General features: G+C 71.5%; 18 protein-coding genes and 3 pseudogenes. 12 read left to right on the top strand and 9 right to left on the bottom strand.

Annotation, left to right across the window (positions count from 1 at the left end; genetic code table 11):
- From ACWDX7_RS28030 to ACWDX7_RS28010, 5 genes are all read left to right on the top strand, one after another.
- A partial coding sequence (locus ACWDX7_RS28030) for a DUF6777 domain-containing protein (RefSeq protein ID WP_451752008.1) occupies positions 1-1,047 on the top strand: 1,047 nt, incomplete at its 5' end.
- 558 nt (positions 1,048-1,605) lie between these two features.
- Complete coding sequence (locus ACWDX7_RS28025) at positions 1,606-2,055, top strand: hypothetical protein (protein ID WP_451493273.1); 450 nt, start codon at positions 1,606-1,608, stop codon at positions 2,053-2,055.
- Between the two features lie 123 nt (positions 2,056-2,178).
- Complete coding sequence (locus ACWDX7_RS28020; protein WP_451493274.1) at positions 2,179-2,649, top strand: hypothetical protein; 471 nt, start codon at positions 2,179-2,181, stop codon at positions 2,647-2,649.
- A 170-nt stretch (positions 2,650-2,819) separates the two neighbouring features.
- The gene (locus ACWDX7_RS28015) at positions 2,820-3,389 is read left to right on the top strand and encodes a hypothetical protein (RefSeq protein ID WP_451493275.1); all 570 of its coding nucleotides are present in this window, start codon (positions 2,820-2,822) and stop codon (positions 3,387-3,389) included.
- Between the two features lie 332 nt (positions 3,390-3,721).
- On the top strand, positions 3,722-4,738 hold the full coding sequence (locus ACWDX7_RS28010; RefSeq protein ID WP_451493276.1) for a serine/threonine-protein kinase: 1,017 nt from the start codon (positions 3,722-3,724) through the stop codon (positions 4,736-4,738).
- A 127-nt stretch (positions 4,739-4,865) separates the two neighbouring features.
- Here the strand turns inward: ACWDX7_RS28010 and ACWDX7_RS28005 are convergent, their stop codons facing one another.
- The 5 genes from ACWDX7_RS28005 to ACWDX7_RS27985 form a co-directional block, all read right to left on the bottom strand.
- Positions 4,866-5,096 carry a response regulator transcription factor gene (locus ACWDX7_RS28005; RefSeq protein WP_451493277.1) on the bottom strand — a complete coding sequence of 77 codons (231 nt, stop codon included), beginning with the start codon at positions 5,094-5,096 and terminating at the stop codon, positions 4,866-4,868.
- A 228-nt stretch (positions 5,097-5,324) separates the two neighbouring features.
- Positions 5,325-7,775, bottom strand: a complete 2,451-nt coding sequence (locus ACWDX7_RS28000) for a SpoIIE family protein phosphatase (protein ID WP_451493278.1) — start codon at positions 7,773-7,775, stop codon at positions 5,325-5,327.
- Positions 7,776-8,062: 287 nt separating this feature from the next.
- Positions 8,063-8,419, bottom strand: coding sequence for a hypothetical protein (locus ACWDX7_RS27995; protein ID WP_451493279.1), 357 nt, complete (start codon positions 8,417-8,419; stop codon positions 8,063-8,065).
- Between the two features lie 693 nt (positions 8,420-9,112).
- Positions 9,113-9,370, bottom strand: a complete 258-nt coding sequence (locus ACWDX7_RS27990; RefSeq protein WP_451493280.1) for a hypothetical protein — start codon at positions 9,368-9,370, stop codon at positions 9,113-9,115.
- Complete coding sequence (locus ACWDX7_RS27985) at positions 9,367-10,239, bottom strand: isocitrate lyase/PEP mutase family protein (protein ID WP_451493281.1); 873 nt, start codon at positions 10,237-10,239, stop codon at positions 9,367-9,369. The genes ACWDX7_RS27990 and ACWDX7_RS27985 overlap by 4 nt, the downstream gene beginning before the upstream one ends.
- Before the next feature lie 373 nt (positions 10,240-10,612).
- On the opposite strand from ACWDX7_RS27985, the gene ACWDX7_RS27980 reads away from it, so the two are divergent.
- From ACWDX7_RS27980 to ACWDX7_RS27970, 3 genes and pseudogenes are all read left to right on the top strand, one after another.
- Complete coding sequence (locus ACWDX7_RS27980) at positions 10,613-12,454, top strand: SpoIIE family protein phosphatase (protein WP_451752001.1); 1,842 nt, start codon at positions 10,613-10,615, stop codon at positions 12,452-12,454.
- Positions 12,360-12,683 (top strand): hypothetical protein, encoded by a 324-nt coding sequence (locus ACWDX7_RS27975; RefSeq protein WP_451751998.1) that lies wholly within the window; start codon positions 12,360-12,362, stop codon positions 12,681-12,683. Before ACWDX7_RS27980 ends, ACWDX7_RS27975 begins: the two co-directional genes overlap by 95 nt.
- 4 nt (positions 12,684-12,687) lie before the next feature.
- Positions 12,688-13,242: pseudogene (locus ACWDX7_RS27970) on the top strand (ATP-binding protein); the annotation flags it as partial.
- A gap of 213 nt (positions 13,243-13,455) precedes the next feature.
- Here the strand turns inward: ACWDX7_RS27970 and ACWDX7_RS27965 are convergent.
- Positions 13,456-14,232 (bottom strand): class I SAM-dependent methyltransferase, encoded by a 777-nt coding sequence (locus ACWDX7_RS27965; protein WP_451493283.1) that lies wholly within the window; start codon positions 14,230-14,232, stop codon positions 13,456-13,458.
- A gap of 298 nt (positions 14,233-14,530) precedes the next feature.
- On the opposite strand from ACWDX7_RS27965, the gene ACWDX7_RS27960 reads away from it, so the two are divergent.
- From ACWDX7_RS27960 to ACWDX7_RS27950, 3 genes and pseudogenes are all read left to right on the top strand, one after another.
- Positions 14,531-15,256 carry an anthrone oxygenase family protein gene (locus ACWDX7_RS27960; protein WP_451493284.1) on the top strand — a complete coding sequence of 242 codons (726 nt, stop codon included), beginning with the start codon at positions 14,531-14,533 and terminating at the stop codon, positions 15,254-15,256.
- Between the two features lie 28 nt (positions 15,257-15,284).
- A pseudogene (locus ACWDX7_RS27955) lies at positions 15,285-15,493 on the top strand (glycosyltransferase); the annotation flags it as partial.
- 13 nt (positions 15,494-15,506) lie between these two features.
- Positions 15,507-16,579, top strand: a pseudogene (locus ACWDX7_RS27950) (alpha/beta hydrolase).
- A 34-nt stretch (positions 16,580-16,613) separates the two neighbouring features.
- Here ACWDX7_RS27950 and ACWDX7_RS27945 read toward each other — a convergent pair.
- Positions 16,614-17,309, bottom strand: coding sequence for a hypothetical protein (locus tag ACWDX7_RS27945; protein WP_451493285.1), 696 nt, complete (start codon positions 17,307-17,309; stop codon positions 16,614-16,616).
- Positions 17,310-17,691: 382 nt separating this feature from the next.
- Here ACWDX7_RS27945 and ACWDX7_RS27940 point away from each other — a divergent pair, with 382 nt between their 5' ends.
- Positions 17,692-18,474 carry an SDR family NAD(P)-dependent oxidoreductase gene (locus tag ACWDX7_RS27940; protein ID WP_451493286.1) on the top strand — a complete coding sequence of 261 codons (783 nt, stop codon included), beginning with the start codon at positions 17,692-17,694 and terminating at the stop codon, positions 18,472-18,474.
- Positions 18,475-18,624: 150 nt separating this feature from the next.
- Here the strand turns inward: ACWDX7_RS27940 and ACWDX7_RS27935 are convergent, their stop codons facing one another.
- The gene (locus ACWDX7_RS27935) at positions 18,625-21,012 is read right to left on the bottom strand and encodes a xanthine dehydrogenase family protein molybdopterin-binding subunit (RefSeq protein WP_451493287.1); all 2,388 of its coding nucleotides are present in this window, start codon (positions 21,010-21,012) and stop codon (positions 18,625-18,627) included.
- A 2-nt stretch (positions 21,013-21,014) separates the two neighbouring features.
- On the bottom strand, positions 21,015-21,191 hold a 177-nt coding region (locus ACWDX7_RS27930; RefSeq protein WP_451493288.1), incomplete at its 5' end, for a 2Fe-2S iron-sulfur cluster-binding protein.

The raw sequence follows: 21,191 nt of genomic DNA, 5'->3' as shown, positions 1-21,191 counted from the left end.
CCCCTGGCCCCGCCCGTCGCCGTCCAGGGCAAGCAGACGTACAGCGGCAAGGAGTGGTCCTCGTTCCAGTCCACCGACCTCGTCGCGGTCAAACCCGCCGAGAAGCCGGTGAAGAGCGTCACGATGTTCGACCACGACCGCAAGGGATGGTACGAGCGCCCGAGCGGTGACGTGCAGGGCAAGCACGACTACGAGGTCCCGCCCCCGAAGGGCCAGACCCCCGACTCGCCGTACCCGGTCCTGCCCCAGCCCCAGCCCGGACCAGTGGAGAAGCTGCCCGACAAGGACAAGGGCGGGGAGCACGACCACGACAAGGACAAGGACAAGGGGACGGATCCCGGTAAGGAACGGGGCGAGGAGACCGACAAGGCTCCCGGCGAGCCCGACCAGGGCACCCAGCCTGACCGGAACCCGGACGAGGCCCCGGACAAGCCCGAGCAGAAGCCGGACCAGAAGCCCAAGCCCGAGGAGAAGCCCGACCAGGGAAACCAGCCCGATCAGAACCCGGACAAGCCTGACGAGAAGCCGGACAAGGCCCCGGCCAAGCCCGACGAGAAGCCGGACAAGGCTCCCGAAGAGGCCCCTGACAAGGGCAACCAGCCCGACGGGAACCCGGATCAGGATCCCGACACCGTCCCCGACAACGTCCAGGAGAAGGTCCCCGGCAGCAAGCCCGAGGAGAACCCCGACAAGGCCCCGGCCAAGCCCGAGCAGAAGCCGGACAAGGCCCCGGAGAAGGCGCCGGAGAAGGCCCCGGACGACCAGCCCGACCAGAACTCCGACAAGGCTCCCGCCGAGCCCAAGGAGAACCAGGAGAAGGCCCCGGCCAAGCCCGAGGAGAAGGCCCCGGCCAAGCCCGAGGAGAACCCCGACAAGGCTCCCGCCAAGCCCGAGCAGAAGCCGGACAAGGCCCCGGAGAAGGCGCCGGAGAAGGCCCCCGGCAGCCCGGCCGGGCCGGACCCGGGCCAGAAGCCCGAGACCGTTCCCGACAACGTCCTCGAAAAGGTCCCCGACAAGGCTCCCGACACCGAGGGGGGATACGAATGACCCCTGCGGTCCCCCGGCGCCTGGGAGTGACGGCTCCGGGCCCGCCGTGAGCGGATTCCCCGGCCCCCGCACCACGTGATCACCGAGGTGTGGCGGCCGGCAGTTCAGACAGGAGCCCGGCTGGGTTTTCCCAGCCGGGCTCCTGTCGTGTCCGGGTGCCGAGGGCCCGGGGGGCGGGCGTGCAGGCGGTCTTTTAGTCGGTGTTCTGGGGCCTGTCAAGTCCCGACTTTCCGGAACGTGACCGGGGTGTGCCGGCCGGGGCTTACTTGTGGTGCGGGCCTCACCGAAAAGGAAATGAGGCAGCACGGAGGAAACGGAATACCTCTCGGAGGGTTCTTTCTCTCGCCGATGTCACCGCATCGTCCCGGATTTCGGGGCACCCCATTCCCTCTCATTCAGTAGGAGAAAATCATGAACCGCAAGATTCGCACCAACAATGTTGTTCGTCCCGGACGGCGGGGCTTTCGCCTTGCGACGCTGGTTGCTTCGGCCGCTGTGATCGGAGGAGGGATCGTCCTTCCGGCGTCGGTGGCGACGGCCGCTCCGATGCCCGCCCAGGTGGCTGCCGCTTTCCCGGCCGCCGGTGGCGCCGGCGGGGACGGTGGTGAGGGCGGGGGCGGCCTCGTCGGCGGCGGGGGCGGCTCCGGCGGCTCCGGTGGCGGCAGCGTCAAGGGAACCGGCGGTAACGGCGGCAACGGCGGCAAGGGCGGCACCGGTGTCCTGTCCGGCGGTGGCGGTGGCGGCGGCGGTGGCGGCGGTGAGGGCGTGATCGGCGGCAACGGCGGTGGCGGCGGGGCCGGCGGTGGCGGCCTGTTCGGCGGCAGCGGCGGCTCCGGCGGTGGCGGCGGCGACGGTGTCCTGATCGGCGGTAACGGCGGCAAGGGCGGCAAGGGCGGTGACGGCGTCTTCGAGGGAGGCAACGGCGGCAAGGGCGGCAAGGGCGGCAAGGGCGGCATCTTCGGCGGCCTTGGCGGCGGCGGTGGCGCTGGAGGCATCAGCATCTTCTGACCCCGGCACCCGGCCCGACGGGGTGGAGGCCGCCGAGGCCTCCACCCCCACCCCCTCAACCACGACCCCCCATCACCACCCCGCAAGCGAAACCCGTGCTTACGGAAAAAACGGAGAACCCCCATGTTCAGAAGTCCCTGGCAGCGTCCGCTCATCCTGGCGGCGGCCTCCCTGGCTCTCGTCACCGGCACGGCGTGCGCCGCGCAGGCATCGGAGTCCCACGCCCCGGCCGGCATCAGCTCCTCGGCCGCCGCTGACCACCCGGAACCCTGCGCCGTGATCGGCAAGGGTGGAGAGGGCGGGAAGGGCGGAGAGGGCGGCAAGGGGGGCAAGCCCGGTCAGCCGGGTGAGCCCGGCAAGCCCGGCCGCCCGGGGTGCCTGCGGTTCGATGACCTGCCCGACAAGCCGAAGTCGAAGCTGACGGTGGTGGACAAGGTCTACATCGTCATGGTGATGCTGGCCGACGAATCGGACACGACGAAGGAGAAGATCGCCAAGAAGTACGACGTCTCGCACGAGCAGCTCGACACCTGGAAGAAGGACTACCTCGACGGCAACTGGTTCGCCCTGATGAAGGGTTCTTTCCCCTCCTGAGCCGGGGCGGAAGGACTGGGGGAAGCAGACGAGGCCGGCGGTTCGGACCGCCGGCCTCCAGCTGACAAAGGCGCGGAAAGCAAGCGAGCGGCAAGCAAGCGAGAAGTAATCGAGCGAGCGAGCACGACCGCGTCCCATGGAAAAGCGATTTCTCGGCAAGGGTGAATGTCATGCGTGTGCGTTCTTGGAAGTTCCGTCTCGGTATCGTCATCTCCTCGACCCTGATCGGTGCCGGTGCGATGGCGCCGGCCGCCACGGCGGCTCCGGCGCAGCCGAGCCAGCCGGCCGCGGTATCCCTCGGCCACCTCGCCGGTTCCCCCTTCGGGGACGGTGACGGCCGCTCGGGCGGCGTCAAGACGGGCAAGGGTGGCGTCAGCGTGGGCAAGGGCGGTGTCCGCGTCGGCGATCGGGTGTGTGTGGGCAACTGCGCCGGAACGGTCAACGGCACCAACGGCACCAACGGCGGGACCTGTGTCGGGCTGTGCAACGGCAGCGCCAACGGCGGCAACGGCACCCAGGGCCGGCCGGGCGGCGACGGCACGAACGGCGGCCACGGCGGGACCTGTGTCGGGGTCTGCCACGGCAGCGTCAACGGCGGCAACGGTGGCAGGGGCGGGGACGCGCCGGCCGGCGGTGACGGCGGCAAGGGCGGCAGGGGCGGCAACGGCGGGATCTGCGTCGGGGCCGGCTGCCAGAGCAGCGGTCAGGGCGGCCGCGGCGGTGACGGCGGCGCCGGCTGACCCCCGTACGCATCACCGGCTGCCCCCCTACGCATCACCGGGCACGCGTATGGATCACTGGATAGACTTTCAGGTAGGGAAGGGCGGCCTGTCGCGTCGACTGCGCGCCCCAGTCGGCACCGTCGCGGCGAGCGCGGCCCGTTGAGCAAGGTCTCCGGTGGACGGCGCCCGTGTCCGGCGGCGCGAGACGGCGGTGCGTGCGGAGGCCGGTCACGGACCATCGAGGACGTCACGGACTATCGAGGACGGGGTCGGCATGATCGGCACCTTCGCCCATAGGCAGCGCAGCGGCGCTGGGCCCCGCCGGTTCGGCCGGCTGAGGGGGGTGCCTGATGAGCTCGGGATCTGACCTGAGCATGTACACGGGCCGGGCCTCCGGTCTGATCGGGAAGCAGATCGCGGGCTACCGGGTCGAGCGGATGATCGGCCGCGGTGGCATGGCCGTCGTCTACCGTGCGAAGGACCTGCGCCTGGACCGTACGGTCGCGCTCAAGCTGATCGCCCCGGAGCGGGCCCGCGACGACACCTTCCGGCGCCGCTTCACCCACGAATCGCGGGTGGCCGCGAAGATCGACCACCCGCACATCGTGCCGATCTTCGAAGCCGGTGAGACCGACGGCGTCCTGTACATCGCCATGCGGTACGTGGCCGGTCTGGATCTGCGGGCCCTGCTGGACCGCGACGGTCCGCTGCCCGTCGCGACCGCCCTGCGCATCGCGGCCCAGGTGGCCTCCGCACTCGACGCGGCCCATGAGCACGATCTGGTGCACCGGGACGTCAAGCCGGGCAACATCCTGGTCGCCGCGGGCACCGACAGCGACCACCCCGAGCACGTCTATCTCACCGATTTCGGGCTGACGAAGAAATCGCTGTCGCTGACCGGGTTCACCACCGCGGGCGAGTTCGTCGGCACGCTGGACTACATGGCGCCGGAGCAGATCTCCGGCCGGCCGGTGGACGGCCGGTGCGATCTCTACAGCCTCGCCTGTGTCGTCTACGAAACCCTCGCCGGCGGGCCGCCCTTCCAGCGTGACGAGGACGTGGCGCTGCTGTGGGCGCACCAGTACGACCAGCCCCCCGCGCTGACCGAGAGGCGGCCGGGGATCGCGCCCGCGGCCGACGAGGTCATGGCGAAGGCGCTGGCGAAGGTCCCCGAGGACCGTTACGGCTCCTGCCTGGAGTTCGTGGCGGCCCTGCGCGCGGCCACGGGAGGCGGCGCCGGCAAGGGCGCCGATGCGCCGTCCCCGTCGGGGCAGCGGCCTGCCGGGGCCGCGGGGACGGTGGTGGCGGCGCCGGAGCCTCCGGCCTGGGCCCGGCCGGTCTTCCGCGGCCTGTCCGGCGGGCCGTAGAGCGTCGCGCTTCGTACAAGCGGGTGCGCCCCACCCGGATGCGGGTGGGGCGCGCGAGGTGCACGGGGCCGGGAGGGGTACGGGGGCCGGTTTCCCGGCCGGCGGTTGTCCGTGAGGCCGGTCGGTGTCACAGCCCCAGGGAGATGGCCAGGCGGGTCATTTCCGCCGTGCTGTTGATGCCCAGCTTGGCCCGGATGCGGCGCAGGTAGGCGTCGACCGTGTGCTTGGAGAGTCCCATGTGGCGGGCCGTCTGCAGGTAGGTGCGTCCGGCGGCGATGTGCCGCAGTGCTTCCTGCTCACGCGGGGCCAGCGCGGGTGCGGCGGCTGCGGCGTGCGGCGGGGTGAGGGTGAGGCTCATGGGATTTCCTCCGACGAATCGGCTCGGTCATCGCTGCTCGCGCCTTCGGAAGCAGGGGACATATGCGTGAATGTCGCTGTTTGTCCCTACCGAAAAGCTTGCTCGTGGGAGTTCATGACGGTGTCCGCCGTCTGTCACAGGCGTGTCACAGGCCACACCGTCGCCTGCGGGCCACGCCGCCGCCCGCCTGTCCGGCGCCTGTCCGATGCCTGTCCGGCGAGGGAGGCCTCAGTACCCGGTCAGGGACTGCTCGGCCCAGATGGTCTTGCCGACGGCGGCGTGGCGGGTGCCCCAGCGCTGGGCGAGCTGGGCGACCAGCAGCAGGCCGCGCCCTCCCTCGTCGAAGATGCGGGCGCGCCGCATGTGCGGGGCGGTACTGCTGGCGTCGGAGACCTCGCAGATCAGGGTGGTGTTCTCGTGGATCAGCCGCAGCTGGATGGGCGGCTCGCCGTAGCGGATGGCGTTGGTGACCAGTTCGCTGACCAGCAGCTCGGTGACGAAGGAGGCCTCCTCCAGTCCCCAGGCCGTCAGTTGGTCGGTGGCGTGCCGGCGGGCGCGGGCGACGACGGAGGGGTCGCTGGGCAGGTCCCAGACGACGACCTGGTCGCTGTGCAGGGCCCGGGTGCGGGCGACGAGCAGGGCGACGTCGTCCTCGGGAGGGTGGGTCAGCAGAGCCGTCAGTACGCGGTCGCAGACCGTCTCCAGGGTGGAGGCGGGGAGGATGAGGGCTGCGAACATGCGGTCGAGGGCCTCGTCGATGTCGTGTTCGCGGGCCTGGAGCAGGCCGTCGGTGTAGAGGGTGAGGATGCTGCCCTCGGGGAGTTCGACCTCGACGGTCTCGAAGGGCAGGCCGCCCAGGCCCAGCGGCGGTCCGGCCGGGACGTCGAGGAGGTACACGGAGCCCTCCGGGGAGACCACGGCGGGCGGGGGGTGGCCGGCCCGGGCGACGGTGCAGCGGCGGGTGACCGGGTCGTAGACCACGTACAGGCAGGTGGTGCCGATGCCTCCGGCGGCTTCCCCGGCGGCGTCGCGGTCGGCCTCGTCGGCGGACAGGTGGATGATGAGGTCGTCGAGGTAGGTGAGCAGTTCGTCGGGCGGCAGGTCGACGTCGGCCAGGGTGCGTACCGCGGTGCGCAGCCGGCCCATGGTGGCGGTGGCACGGATGCCGTGGCCGACCACGTCGCCCACGACGAGGGCGACCCGGGCGCCGGACAGCGGGATCACGTCGAACCAGTCGCCGCCCACGCCGGCGCCGCTGCCGGCGGGCAGGTAGCGGGTGGCGATCTCCAGTGCGGCCTGCTGGGGCAGTGTGTGCGGGAGCAGGCTGCGCTGCAGCGTCATGGTGGTGGTGTGTTCGCGGGTGTAGCGGCGCGCGTTGTGGATGCTGACGGCGGCTCTGGTGGTGAGTTCCTCGGCCAGCCACAGGTCTTCCGGCTGGAAGGGCTCGCGGCGCTGGTGGCGGCTGAAGATCACCAGGCCGAGGGTGAGGCCGGCGGCGCGCAGGGGCACCACCATCATCGAGTGGGTGCCGTACTCGCTGATCCAGGCGGCCCCCGGGTCCTGGCTCACCCATCGGGCCACGGCCGGGTCGGCTGTCCCGTACACGGCGCCGCGGCCCGCGGCCAGGCACTCGACGGGCGGTGAGAGCGGCGGGTAGATGGTCCTTTCTCCGACCGCGATCTGGGATTGCGTGCTGCCTTCGAGGATGGAGCGCACGGCGGTACGGCGTACGGTGACGGGCCCTGCCACCGGGCCGGAGGGCGGCTCGTCGCCGCGCGGGGGAGGTTCCAGCAGGTCGACGACGGCGAAGTCGGCGAGGCGGGGGACGGCGGTGTCGGCCAGTTCCTGCGCGGTGCGGGCGCTGTCCAGGGTGGTGCCGATGCGGGCGTCGGCGAGGTTGGGCAGGAGCATCTCCTGGCGGTCGGCTTCGATTCCGGTCCGGTCGTGCGCGGCCAGGTACACGGCGCACACCCGGTCCTGCGGGTCGCGCAGGGGGGCCAGCGAGGTCGCCCAGCCGCGTTCGGTGCTCTCGCCGGTGGGGCGGATGAAGGCATCGAGGTACTGGGGCTCCCCGCTCTCCAGTACCAGGCGCATCCTGCGCTCGGTTTCGTCGCTGACGGGGTCGGGCGCGAGCTCGGGCAGGCGCAGTCCGCGCATCTCGGCCTCGGTGAGGGAAAGGGTGCGTTCCATGCCGGCATTGGCCCGCACCAGCCGCAGGTCCGCGTCGAAGATCGCCAGGAAGCAGGGGGACTGGGTGAACGCCCATTCCTTGAGCGGCTGGTCCAGGGGTGTGGAGGGGGTGCTCGTAACGGCGGACACCACGAACCATTTGGCGGTCCCGCCGCTGGAGGTCCAGCGGTGTGCGATCAGGGCCCGTTCCAGCCGCCGGCCGTCCCGGTGGCGCAGCGCCACGGTGCCGCTCCACTGTTCCTGCCCGGGCGCGATCCGCCGCGCGGTATCGCTGAGGCCGTCGGCGAGCAGGCGGTCGGCGGGCAGTCCCACGACCTCGGAGGGCAGGTAGCCGAGCAGCCGGCGGGCACCTTCACTCCACTCGGTGACGGTGCCCTCCTCGTTGATGCTGGCCGAGGCCGTGTAGGTGGTCTCGGCCGGGTATGCCGGCTGTGGGGAGGCGTCCGTCTCCTGCGGCCGTTCACCAGGAGAGGTGGGAAGTCGCTCCATCGCCGCTCATCTCGCCCTCGCTAGTTTCCTGCCCGCTGTCCCACGGGAACCTGCACGGCCAGGGGCCTCCACTGACAAGCATGATCCGGCGGGGCAAGGAGCACCAACGCAGTGCGGCCAGGGCGGGCGCGGGCAGGCCAGGGCGGGCGCGGGCAGGGCGGGCGCGGGCAGGCCAGGGCAGGGCAGGGCGGGCGCGGGCAGGCCAGGGCAGGGCGGGCGCGGGCAGGCCAGGGCAGGGCGGCGGCACGGTCGAGGATCTGGCCGGGGGCCGGCAGGGCCCCGGCCGGTCACGGGCGCTGGTCGCTGTACCCGCAGACCCAGCCGAGGGCGTCGTGTACCCCGCGGGTGAAGTCACGCAGGTCGGCGGGGGTGGTGGGGTCATCCAGCTGGACGACGGCCGCATCGACTTCGGCCGTCAGCAGCGGCAGGTCCGGCACGCCGCGGCCATCGGCGCTGGTGACGGGGGCGCGGGCCCTGCGTCCCAGCGCCCACTGGTAGGCGAGGGCCGCGCCGACGGTGAACTGCTCCGGCCCCTGGGGTGGCGAGGCCAGGTTCTTCAGCGCCAGGTCCACCGCGGCCAGGGGCCTGACCCCGGCCAGCGGCGCCGGGCTGCCGGCGCTCTTGCTCTTTTCCGGAATGGTCACGTCGCTCAGCCTCTCCACGAACGGTCACGTGCCGCAGGAACCTCCAGTGCCCGGCTACCCAGTCTCGCGCGGTGAACGCCCGGGCCGGCCGCCCGCGGTGCGGGTGGGGCCGAAGCTCTGGAGTTCCTCAAGGTGTGCTGGGCGCGCCGGCCGTGCGGGGCATCACCCGCACCCAGGTGAGAACGGGCAGGGGGGTGGAGGACATGGAGTATCCGGTGAGCGTGGGGATCGTCCTTGTCGTGCTGTTCATCGCGGCGGTAGGAGGAGGCGGGCCTCCGCGCGGCAGCTCGCGCGGAGGCCGCTCGCGCGGAGGAGGCGCAGGCGGAGAGGGCTCGTCCTGCGGCGGCGGGGGCTCCTCCTGCGGGGGCGGCGAATGACGCAACGCCCGCAGGGCGTGTCTTTCCGGATCCTGCCGCGCCTCTGCGCCCCGCCGGGCGGGCGCAGGGGCGCCCGTGTACTGCGGGCGTCCCTGGCCGCGCGGCGGGGGTGCGGTGCCGGGCGGGGCGGGGGCCGGGGGGCTTGCGGCGCCATGGCCCGGCCCGGGTCTGCCCGTAACGCCGGGCACCGCGACTCACGGCGCTCAGAGCGCTCAGAGCGCTCAGAACGGTCGGAGTGCTCAGAGCGGTCAGTACACCCCGGGCAGGTGTGCGGCCGTCCGCGCCCGGCCCGGGCCGGTGGTGTGAAGGGCCGCGTTCACCGGGAGTGGACCGCCTCGATCACTGTGGACAGCATCTCCACGGCGCTGCCGTCGTCGTCACTGCCCTCGTGGTCGCTGCCGGCGGTGCCGCTGCCGCTTTGGAGGTTGGCGGCCCGGTCGACTTCCACCACGGAGTCCGCGTGGGAGTTGTCGATCACGGTGATCAGGCTCTCGCCGGCCGCGGCGGGCGCCGCGGCGCCCGCCATCAGGGCCACGGCGACGGCCGCGGCGGCCCGGATCCGCGCACGGTTCACACGCCGACGCTTTCCCGTGCGGCGGGCACGGCGCGGTGCCGCGCGATGTTCTGCGTCAACAGCCTGGTGGACTCACCGACCCCCACCTCACCGCGTTCGTCGGTTTGCGGCAGCCGTCCGTCGGCGACCCGCAGTTCGGTGAGGGCCGTGTCCATCGCCCGGTGCGCCGCGAAGAGGCAGGGTGTGCTGTAGATCGCCACGTCGACGCCGAGCCCGGTCAGCTCGCTGAGCGAGAGGCGCGGCGACTTTCCGCCGGCGATCTGGTTGAACAGCAGCGGCTTGCCGCCGGTCACCTCGCGGATGCGCCGGATCCACTCCACGCTGCGCACCCCGTCGACCAGGACGACGTCGGCGTCCGTGGCGGCGAGGGCTTCGGCCCGGTGGAGGATGTCGGCCTCCTCGGTGGCGTCCGTGCGGGCGACGACGACCATGTCCTTGCGGGTCGCCAGCACCATGTCGAGCTTCTCCAGGTACTCCGCGAGCGGCAGTACCTGCTTGCCGTCGGCGTGCCCGCACCGGCGCGGGCGCTTTTGGTCCTCCAGGATGACGCCGGAGGCACCGCCGCGTTCCAGTGCCTCCACCACGTGGCAGGCCACCTCGGGGTCGACGTAACCGTCGTCGATGTCCACGAGCAGGTGGTGCTGGGGGAAGGCGCCGCGCAGCCGCTGGACGAAGGCCACCATGTCCGGCCAGGCGATGAAGCCGATGTCGGGCAGCCCGTAGTACGAGGCGGCGAAGCCGAAGCCGGAGACGAACATCCCGTCGTAGTGGCCGGCGGCGACCGAGGCCGAGTACATGTCGTAGACGCCGATGAGGGGGGTCGTGCCCGGCTCGGCGATCGCTTCTCGCAGCTTGGTCCCGTAAGTCATCGTCCGGTTCCTCCGAAGGGGTTGCGTCTTTACATAAGGGGCAAGGGTCAGGGGCCGCGACACGGCGGTTCTTTACCCAAAGCTGATCATTTCCTGGCCATCCGGAGAATCTCTCCCTGCGCTGCCTTTACTCACCCCAACGGCGTAGCCCGTTCACCACAGAAACGTCACTGGTATCGGCCCAACCCTCCTTGCCCTGCGCTGCTTTGGCCTGGGCGGTGCCGCTCCCGGCTTCGGGTGGAGCGCTCGGCGCCGTGCCGCGACACGCCTGGCGGTGACGGGGCGCGGGGCGGGGGTGCGGCGGATCATGGGGCGAGGCCGCAGAGTGGGGCGTTGGCCCGTGCACCAGCGGATCACCGAGTGGGGTGGAGTGATGGACGACCCCGTCCTTGAGGCCGGCGCCGGCCTGCTGGCGGAGCCGGGTGAGGAGGCCTACGCCGTCGTGGACGGGCGGGGCGCGCTGGTGGCCTGGAGTCCCGGGGCGCAGCGCCTGCTCGGCTATACGGCGCGGGAGGTCCGGGGGCGGCGGGCGGGTGATCTGCTGGAGGGCGGGCCGGATGCCGCCGGGCCGGCCGTGCGGTGGGGGGAGGCGGGCAGCGAGGTGGTGCGGTTGGGTGTGGTGGCGCTGCGTCACCGCGCTGGTCACCGGGTGCGGGCCGTGGTGCAGGTGCGCCGGCTGGTGTCGACGGGCGGTGAGCGTCAGTGGCTGGTCCAGGCGTCGGACGCGGACACCGCCCGGCGCCGGGAGCTGGGTGCCGCTCTGGTGAGGGGCTTGTTCACGCAGTCGCCGTTCGACATCGACGTCTTCGACACGCGGCTGCGGTTCCTGGCGCAGAATGCCGGGCGGCGCCGTGCGGGGTGGTTCGGGGGCCGGGATTTCACCGGGCACACGATGGCGGAGGTGGCGCCGCCGGGGCTGCTGGACACCGATGCCTTCGAGGCGCGGCAGCGGCAGGTCCTGGAGAGCGGGCGGGCCCTGGTGCAGAGCGAGGTGCAAGGCCGGCTGCCCGCCGACCCGGGTCATGAGTACGTGTGGCTGGAGACGATCCTGCCGTTGCGTGACTCTTGCGGGGAGGTGATCGCGCTGGCCCACGCGGTGGCGGATGTGACCGAGCAGGCCCGGGCGCGTGAGCGCCTGGCGCTGGTGAACGAGGCGAGCACGCGGATCGGGAGCATGCTCGATGTGCTGCCGACCGCGCAGGAGTTGTGCAGTGTGAGCGTGCCGCGGTTCGCCGACCACGCCTACGTCAATCTGCTGACTCCCGTCTTCGGCGGGCAGGAGCCGGTGACCGGTCCGGTGGGCGAGGCGATGCCGTTGCGCCGCACGGCCATGGCCGCCGTGGCGGGTACTGCGGCCGCCACGGTTGCCGGGGTGGGCGAGGTCGATCCCTTCATCTCCAGTGCGGGGCCGCTGTTCACCGGCGCCATGACCGCGGGCGAGCCGCTGCTGATGACGGGTGAGGAGCTGGCCGCGGCGCTCGCGCCGATCGATCCGCGGGCGGCCGAGCAGACGCTGGAGGAGGGCATCTGCTCGTGGCTGCTGGTGCCGATGTCCGCGCGGGGCGCCGCTCTGGGCGCGGTGGAGTTCGTACGCTTCGGGCCGAGCCGCCCCTACGAGCAGGACGATGTGCTGCTCGCTCAGGAGCTCGTGGCGCGCGCCGCCGTCTGCATCGACAACGCCCGCCGCTACCAGCGCGAACGCACGACGGCTCTGGCGCTGCAGCGCAGTCTCCTCCCGCAGGAGCTGCCCGCCCTGGCCGCCGTGGAAGCGGTCTCGCGCTACCTTCCCGCCAGCGGGCACGCCGGGCTGGGAGGTGCCTGGTTCGATGTCATTGCCCTGTCGGGGGCCCGCGTCGCGCTGGTGGTGGGCGACGTGCCGGGGCAGGGCCTGCACGCGGCGGTGACCATGGGGCGCATCCGTACCGCCGTGCGGACCCTTGCCGATCTGGACCTGTCCCCCGAGGAACTGCTCACGCACCTCAATGACCAGGTCAACCGGTTCCAGGACGAGTACGGTAAGGACCTCGCCGGCCGGGCGGCCGGCACGACGTGCGTGTACGGCCGTCTTCGATCCGGTCTCCCGTTCGTGCGCGGTGGCGCGGGCCGGGCATCCGCCTCCCGTGAAGGTCTCGGCCGGTGGACGGGCCGAGGTCCTCGACCGGCCGGGCGGCGGCCTGGCGCTCGGCCCGGCCGGCGCCCCGTTCGAGAGCGGTGAACTCACCCTCGATGACGGGGATCTGCTCGTGCTGTACACCGCGGGCCTGGTGCAGCCGGCGGGCCAAGGCAGCGGCCCGGGCAGCGGCCCGGGCAGCGGTCCGGGTGCCGGTGCCGTCACCGGTCCGGGCGCCGGCCGGCTGGTGCAGGCGTTGGCGCAGGCCGTGAGGACGGCGGCGGCCGGTGACCGCGGCGTTGGCGCAGGCCGTGAGGACGGCGGCGGCCGGTGACCGCGCTCGGGCGGCCGGGCTCGATGACATCTGCGACCGGCTGGTCGCCCGGCTGGTGCCCGACCGGCCCGAGGACGATGTGGCGCTGCTGGTGGTGCGCGTACGGGAGCTGCCGGCGGACCTGCACGCCACCTGGGATCTGGAGGCCGTGCCGCAGACGGTGGCCCGGGCCCGGGCCCTGGCGGCGGGGAAGCTGGCACAGTGGGGGCTGCGGGAGCTGGACTTCACCACGGAGCTGGTGGTCAGTGAGCTGGTCACCAACGCCGTGCGCTACGGCAGTGCGCCGATCCAGCTGCGGCTGATCCGCGACCGCACTCTGATCTGCGAGGTCACCGACGCCAGTAGTACCTCCCCGCACATCCGGCGCGCCCTGGAAACCGACGAGGGGGGACGCGGACTGTTCATGGTCGCCCAGCTCGCCCAGTTGTGGGGCACCCGCTATCACGCCCGCGGCAAGACCATCTGGGCCGAACAGCCCCTCCCGGACGGCTACGGCACCCACTCCCCCGCCGCTCCGCCGCCGGCTTCGGGCACGGGTCCCGGCCCGGGGGGCGGCTGAGCGGCGGAGGCCGCGGGCAGCATGCGGCAACCCGGCGCCCCCGAGCGTCACCGCCCTGCCCCGCTGGGAAGTGCACCGGCTGCGCCGCCACCACAACCTGTCCCTGCGGGGGGGCGCTGCGCCCCTGAGACCACCGGTCCGCCCACCGGCCCACCGGCCAGCCGACCAGCCGGCCAGCTGCTCGGCCGGTCGGCCGGTCAGCTGCTCGGCCGGTCAGTCGGTGGTGACGCGGATTTTGGACTGGCCGTGGCCGAGTCCCTCCCAGTCCTCCATGAACCGTGCTCTCAGCCCGTGCTGGGCGGCCAGGCCGAGCAGGGTCTCGGTGCGGTAGTAGAAGTCCTCGCGCAGCACCTGGTGTTCCGCGCCGGTGGTGCGGTCGAAGGTGAAGTCGAAGTAGCCGCCGGGGGCCAGCACCCGGCCGACGTGGGCGAAGCACTCGTCGATGACTTCGATCGGCGAGTGGGAGAAGACACTGTGGGCGTGGACCACCTCGAAGTGGTCCTCGGGCAGGAAATCCAGCCTCAGGTTCTTGGTGATGGTCAGGTGCGGGACCTTGGCCTGCAGCCCCCGGTCGGTCAGCGTCTGCTTGGCGGCGATGAGGATGTCGGGAGAGATGTCGATGCCGTAGTAGTGGCCCGCGTCGAGGTATTCGATGAAGCGCCAGCCCCCGCGGAGGTTGCCGCAGCCGATGTCCAGCATGCGGTCCTGCGGCTTCAGCCCGTGGCCCAGGAGGTAGTCGAACTGCATCTGCCCCAGCGCCAGCCAGCGCTCGTGCGTCGGGCTGCCGACGGCGGCCTCGGGGTCGCGGCGGGTGTCGCAGGCCATCACCGCCCGGTAGTAGTCGACATGGCCGGGGTACTTGAAGGCCAGCCAGCGGTCGCGGGCGGCCCGCTTCAGATACGGGGCGATGCGCCGGGGGCGGCGCGCGGCGTAGCGGACCTTGTGGAAGAAGGACGCGCGGTTGGCGATAAGGTTCTTCTGGGTGGCCATGCCTGCTCCATCTGCGGGGTCCGTATCCTCTCGCCCACCTCGGGCGCTGCCCGGCGGTGCCGGATGCCTGTCCAACCGGAGCCCACACCCACGGTGAGCCCTCACAACACAGCGTCACACCGCCGCCGGCGGCCCGCCCGCCCGACACGCCCAGCCGGGCGCACTCCCGCCCCCGCCTCCGGCGGAGAAATCCGCCGACCGGCCGCCCTCAAGAGATGGCCGAGGGCTGCCCGAACCCGGGCCCGGCCCGGGCCGAGCGGCCGTATCATCGCGGTGACCTGACCATCCGAACGATCCGATGACCATGACCCGTTCCCGAAGAATCGATCACCCACGTGCCGGCGAGGACGGGCGAGCAGGGGGACCCACGATCGAGAACGCACGTCTGGCCTCGCTGATCGCCGCAACACTCACAATGGGGCTGATCAACGGCCTGTTCCACGGATTCTCCGTCCCCGTGACGCCCGGCCTGAAGCGGACCGATGACCGTACGGTCATCCAGGTCACGCAGCGCATCAACGTGGCCATCCTCAACGGCTGGTTCCCCCTCGGCTACATCGGCGCGTTCCTCTCCACCACGCCGGCCCCGGCCCTGCACATCCCCCCCGACGGACGTGAGGTGCTGCCCCCGCTGGCCGCGGCGCTGGTGTGCTACATCCTGTCGATGGGTGTCACCAACAAAGTGAACATCCCGCTGAACAACGCCCTGGAGAAAGCCGGACCGGCCGGCCGCATCACCGATCCGGCTGCCGTGCGCCGCGCTTTCGAAGGCCCCTGGGCCCGCGCGAACCTATGGCGCACACTGCTGTACACGACCGCCGCCGGTTTCCTGGCCCGGGCCCTGTACCTACACGGCCACAACACCCGACCGCCCTCACCAAGCCCGTCAAACAAGCCGACCTACCGAACACCGATACCACCCGGCCCACCAACAGCGCCCCCAAGCACAACGTACGCACAGACCGTTGGCGAACCTTCGATACGCCGTCCTCGAAGCCCCAGGACAGTAGGGTTACCCGGGTGACACTTCCTCGCTCCCCCATTCTTTCCGGCTGCCCGTAACGGGCGCAGGGACCGGTGGTCACACCTACCCGGACCTGACCGGATCCGTACCTTGCAGGGCCGCCTCGCGGCCGCGGGCAGCACGCTGGACGTCCTGCGGATCGGGACCGCCAACGGCCTTGAGACGCGCGTCGCTCCAGCGGAAAAGATCGCGTTCAAGACGGTGGCCACCGGGAAGATCCGCCGCTCGGCGAACCCGCCCGCGGCGCCTCATGAACCTCCGCCGCACACCTTCCACACCCAGCCGCCCGCCCGACCCGAACACCCCACCCCCCTTCGACCCCGAACTGAGCCCCGGACTGGCCGCCTTGAGCCGGGAGCCCAGAGAGCCACTCACCCCGGACAATCTTGAAGCCCGCCAAAAACGGGACGCCTCCACCCGACCCAGACCGACAGCCAAGGGACTTCGAGCCGACGGCCGTTTCGACGTGGTGGAGCTCTGCGTGCCGGGACCGCCGGGCGGACCCGGCGTCACACTCGTGAGCGCCCGGCCGTCCGGGCTCGTCGGGCCGCTGCCTCTGCTGTACTACATGCACGGCGGCGCAATGGTCATGGGCAACGCGTGGTCCGTGCTTCCGCGCGTTCTTCACGAGTGGGCCCTCCCGCTGGAGCTGGCCGTCATCTCGGTTGAGTACCGGTTGGCGCCACAGACGCGGTATCCGGGACCACTGGAGGACTGCTACGCCGGACTCGTCTGGGCCGCCGCGCACGCGGCCGAACTGAACATCGACGCCGACCGCATCATCGTCGCAGGGAAGAGTGCCGGTGGCGGGCTCGCCGCGGCCCTCGCACTGCTGACCCGGGTCGCGGCGGCCCCCAGCCACTCGGGCAGCTGCTGCTCTGCCCCATGCTCGACGACCGCAACAGCACCTTCTCCACTCATCAGATGACGGGCCTCGACGTGTGGGACCTCACCTCCAACGCGACCGCGTGGCAGGCACTGCTGGGCGACCGCTACGGCGCCGCGGACCTGCCGCCCTACGCCGCCCCCTCCCGTGCCACGGACCTTTCCGGACTCCCCCCGGCTTACATCGAGGTCGGCTCGGCGGAGATGTACCGGGACGAGGACGTGGCGTACGCGAACGCGATCTGGCAGGCCGGCGGACAGGCTGAACTGCACGTATGGCCAGGCGCCTGCCACGGCTTCGACAGCTTGGCACCACAGGCGGCCCTCAGCCAGGACGCGCGCAACGCCCGTACCCGCTGGCTCCGGCACCTCCTCGCGCAATCCGGCACCAGCAACGGGCCCGGCCTCGACGCCGGCCCCGCACACCTGCCCCGTTGACGCCGCCGCCTACGATGCCCCCCGCCGCGGCGGTTCAGCGAAGCAGTGCTCCACGCAGGGTGATGCCGTGCCGCGTACGCAGCCGTCGCAGTTCCCACAGCGCCACGGCGGTGACGGACAGCGGGGCTCCCAGGGTGATGGCCACCCGTATCCCGAGCGGGACGCTGTCGTAGGCGCCCCGGAACACGTCGAAGAGGGCGACTTCCCATACGAGGAGCGTGGCGAGCAGCGGTGGAACAGTCTCGTGGAGGTCTGCCGTCCGGAAGACGTGCACGAGCGACTGCGCGATGCCGTAGAAGGCGAAGGGGGTGAGCCACAGCATGAAGGCACCCAGGGCGAACAGCAGCACCACCCGGCCTGCGGACGCCGTCCAGTCCGTGTTCTCGGTCACGTAGCCCAGCCCCGTGATCAGTCTCGGCACGGCGAGCGTGACGACCAGCGCGAGCAGCGCCCCGGCGGGCTTGCCCACCCGGCGCAAGAACAGGCGCCGGTTGGGTGGGCGGGCCGCCGCGATGAAGGCGGCTACGGCGACCGGGAAGGTCACCCCCAGCGTGATGAGGGTGGTGCGGATCTGGTCGAAGCGGTCGTCCACCACGGCGTCGGCGTCCGACGCCAGCCCGTAGGACAGCAGCATCCAGCTGATGGCGACCAGGCCGACGATCGTACGGAAGACCTGCACCTTCTTCACCACCGGGTCGTGCACCCGGTCGGGCCGGGACGGCGTGAACACCGCGCGCCCCACGGCGATGGGGTTGAAGAGACGTCCGAAGGTGAGCCGTCGGGTCGGGGCCGACGGCCATGGGCCCGGTGGCGGCACGGGCGGCCAACCCGCTTGCGGCGGCGGCTGCCCTCCGTATGGATTCCACGGCGCCTCGCCACCGCCCCTGCTTCCGCTCATCCCCGCGTCCTTCGTGTCACCGCACCGACAGGTCACGACGAGAATATGCGGATCTCAGCGTGCGCAGGGGGCCTTGAAGGGGAGTTGAAGGGGTCTCAATCCCGCCGCAGTCGCCGCGCCGCAGTCGTGTGCCGACGGCGGCGGGGCCGCCCACCGCCCGTTCCGACGCATTCCCACCGGGGTCTGTCACCGTTGCGCCGTTTAGGGTGCGGGCATGGTCTCGCATAGCAATTACCTCTCCGAACTGTTCTCGCTGGACGACCGGGTCGCCATGGTCACCGGGGGCAGTTCCGGCATCGGCCGAGCCATCGCCGGGGCTCTCGCGCGGGCGGGGGCGGGCGTGGTGATCGTGGCACGCAAGGAGGCAGAACTGTCGGCCGTGGTCGACGAGTTGACGGCGGACGGCTGCCGCGCAGCCTGGGTCAGCGCCGACCTCAGCACCCGCGACGGCGTACGCGCAGCGGCGGAGCAGGCAGCCGAAGTGTTCGGCGAGCCGGACATCCTCGTCAACAGCGCCGGAATCAACCTGCGGCCGCCGATGGACGAGCTGAGCGAGGATGTGTGGGACGCCACGATGGCGCTGAACCTTGAGGCGCCCTACCTGCTGGGCCGGCGGTTCGGCCCCGGTATGGCCGAGCGGTGCTTCGGGCGGATCATCCACATCACCTCCCAGCAGGCGCACCGGGCGTTCGTCCACAGCGGCGCCTACGGGGTCTCCAAGGGGGCGTTGGAGTCGCTGGCCCGCTCCCAGGCCGAGGCGTGGTCGCCACACGGCGTCACCTGCAACACGCTGGTGCCCGGCTTCGTCATGACCCCGCTCAACGCACGATTGTCGTCCGACCCGGAGAAGGTGGCGGCGCTGGCCGCGCGCACGATGGTCGGGCGCAACGGCTTGGCCGAGGACTTCGCCGGAGCGGCGGTGTTCCTGGCGAGCCGCGCCTCCGGCTACGTCACCGGTCAGTCGATCTTCGTGGACGGCGGGTTCTCCGTCCACTGAGCCGAAAGCAGCCCTGGCCCTCTCCCTCCCCTGTGAGGTGCACGTGTGTGTACACCTCCAGTCCGCTCCCGGGCGGCGGCGCGGCGTACCGGCACGGGCACGCACGCACACGTGCCGCCGCCCGGAAACGAGGCCGGCGAAGGGTGTCGGTCAGGTCCCGGTGAGGTGCTCGGGTCGGACCGGCGTCTTGTTGAGCTCCAGGCCGGTCGCGTTCCGGATCGCCGCGAGGACGGCCGGGGTGGACGAGAGGGTCGGGGCCTCACCGATGCCGCGTACTCCGTACGGCGCGTTCGGGTCCGCCAGCTCCAGGTAGTCGACCGGGATGGTCGGGGTGTCGAGGATCGTCGGGATCAGGTAGTCCGTGAAGGAGGGGTTGCGCACCTTCGCGGTCTTCGGGTCCACGATGATCTCTTCCATGATCGCCACGCCGAGGCCCTGGGTGGTGCCACCCTGGATCTGGCCGACGACGGACAGCGGATTGAGCGCCTTGCCGACGTCCTGGGCGCAGGCCAGCTCGACGACCTTGACCAGGCCGAGCTCGGTGTCCACCTCCACCACCGCGCGGTGCGCGGCGAAGGAGTACTGCACGTGGCCGTCGCCCTGGCCGGTGACCAGGTCGAAGGCCTCGGTGGGGCGGTGGCGCCACTCCTCCTCGACCTCCACGACCTCGTCCTCCAGGACGTCCACGAGCGTGGAGAGCACCTCGCCGCCGTCGGTGATGACCTTGCCGCCCTCCAGGAGCAGTTCGGCCGAGGCCCAGGCCGGGTGATACGAGCCGAACTTGCGCCGGCCGATCTCCAGGACCTTCTCGCGGACGAGTCCGCAGGAATGCTTGATGGCGCCGCCGGTCATGTACGTCTGGCGGCCGGCGGAGGTCGAACCGGCCGAGCCCACCTGGGTGTCGGCCGGGTGGATGGTCACCTGCGTGACACCGAGCTCGGTACGGGCGATCTGCGCGTGGATCGTGACGCCGCCCTGGCCGACCTCGGCCATGGCCGTGTGGATCATCACGACGGGCTCGCCGTTGATGACCTCGATGCGCACCTTGGCGGTCGAGTAGTCGTCGAAGCCCTCGGAGAAGCCGACGTTCTTGATGCCGACCGCGTAGCCGACGCCGCGGACGATGCCCTCGCCGTGGGTGGTGTTGGAGAGGCCGCCCGGCAGCGCGCGGACGTCGGAGCCGTCGGTGGTCTCCCACTGGCGCTCCGGCGGCAGCGGGCGGGCCTTGACCCGGCGCAGCAGCTCGGCGACCGGCGCCGGAGAGTCGACCGGCTGCCCGGTCGGCATGATGGTGCCCTGCTCCATCGCGTTCTTCTGCCGGAACTCCACCGGGTCCATGCCCAGCTTGGCCGCGAGCTTGTCCATCTGGGCCTCGTAGGCGAAGCAGGCCTGGACCGCGCCGAAGCCGCGCATGGCGCCGCAGGGCGGGTTGTTGGTGTAGAGGCCGATGGCCTCGATGTCGACGTCGTTGATGACGTACGGCCCGACCGAGAGGGAGGCGGCGTTGCCGACGACCGAGGCCGTGGACGACGCGTAGGCACCGCCGTCGAGCACGATCTTGCACTTCATGTGCGTGAGCTTGCCGTCCTTGGTGGCGCCGTGCTCGTAGTAGAGCTTCGCCGGGTGCCGGTGGACGTGGCCGAAGAAGGACTCGAACCGGTTGTAGACGATCTTGACCGGCTTGCTCGTGCGCAGGGCGAGCAGGCAGGCGAGGATCTGCATCGAGATGTCCTCGCGGCCGCCGAACGCGCCGCCGACGCCGGCCATCGTCATGCGTACCTTCTCCTCGGGGAGACCGAGGACGGGGGCGATCTGCCTGAGGTCCGAGTGCAGCCACTGGGTGGCGCAGTACAGGTCGACGCCGCCGTCCTCGGCGGGGATGGCGAGGCCGGACTCCGGGCCGAGGAAGGCCTGGTCCTGCATGCCGAAGGTGTACTCGCCCTTGACGATGACGTCGGCCTTCTTGGCGGCCTCGTCGGCGTTGCCTCGGATGACCGGCTGGCGGTGCACGATGTTCGGGTGCGGGACGTGACCGGAGTGGTGGTCATCGCGGTTCTCGTGCACGAGTACGGCATCGGGAGCGGTCGCCGACGCCTCATCGGTGACGAGGGGCAGCTCCTTGTACTCGATCTTGATCTTGGCGGCCGCGCGGCGGGCGGTCTCCGGGTGGTCGGCGCCCACGAGTGCGACCGGCTCACCGTGGTGGCGGACCTTGCCGTGGGCCAGGACCGGAGTGTCCTGGAACTCCATGCCGTAGTTCTTCGTCTCGGCCGGCAGGTCGTCGTACGTCATGACGGCGTAGACGCCGTCCATCGCGAGCGCCTCGGACACGTCGATGGACACGATCTCGGCGTGGGCGACCGTGGACCGCAGGATCTGGCCCCACAGCATGTCCTCGTGCCACATGTCCGAGGAGTACGCGAACTCACCGGTGACCTTGAGGGTGCCGTCCGGGCGCAGTGTGGACTCGCCGATGCCGCCCTTCGTCTGCGAACCCTGGGTGACGTTGGTGGGAATACCCGTGGTGGTACCAGCCATGATCAGACCGCCCCTTCCGGACGTTCCTGAGGTTCCTGTGGTTTCTGATGGCCCTTAGGCTGTTGAGGGTTGTGGTGGTCTTGGCGGGCGGCCGCGAGGCGGACCGCGTCGAGGATCTTCTCGTAGCCCGTGCAGCGGCAGAGGTTGCCGGACAGGGCCTCACGGATGTCCTGGTCGGA

This window comes from Streptomyces sp. NPDC003034 (genome assembly GCF_053591375.1).
This window is presented reverse-complemented; position numbering and strand designations above follow the sequence as displayed.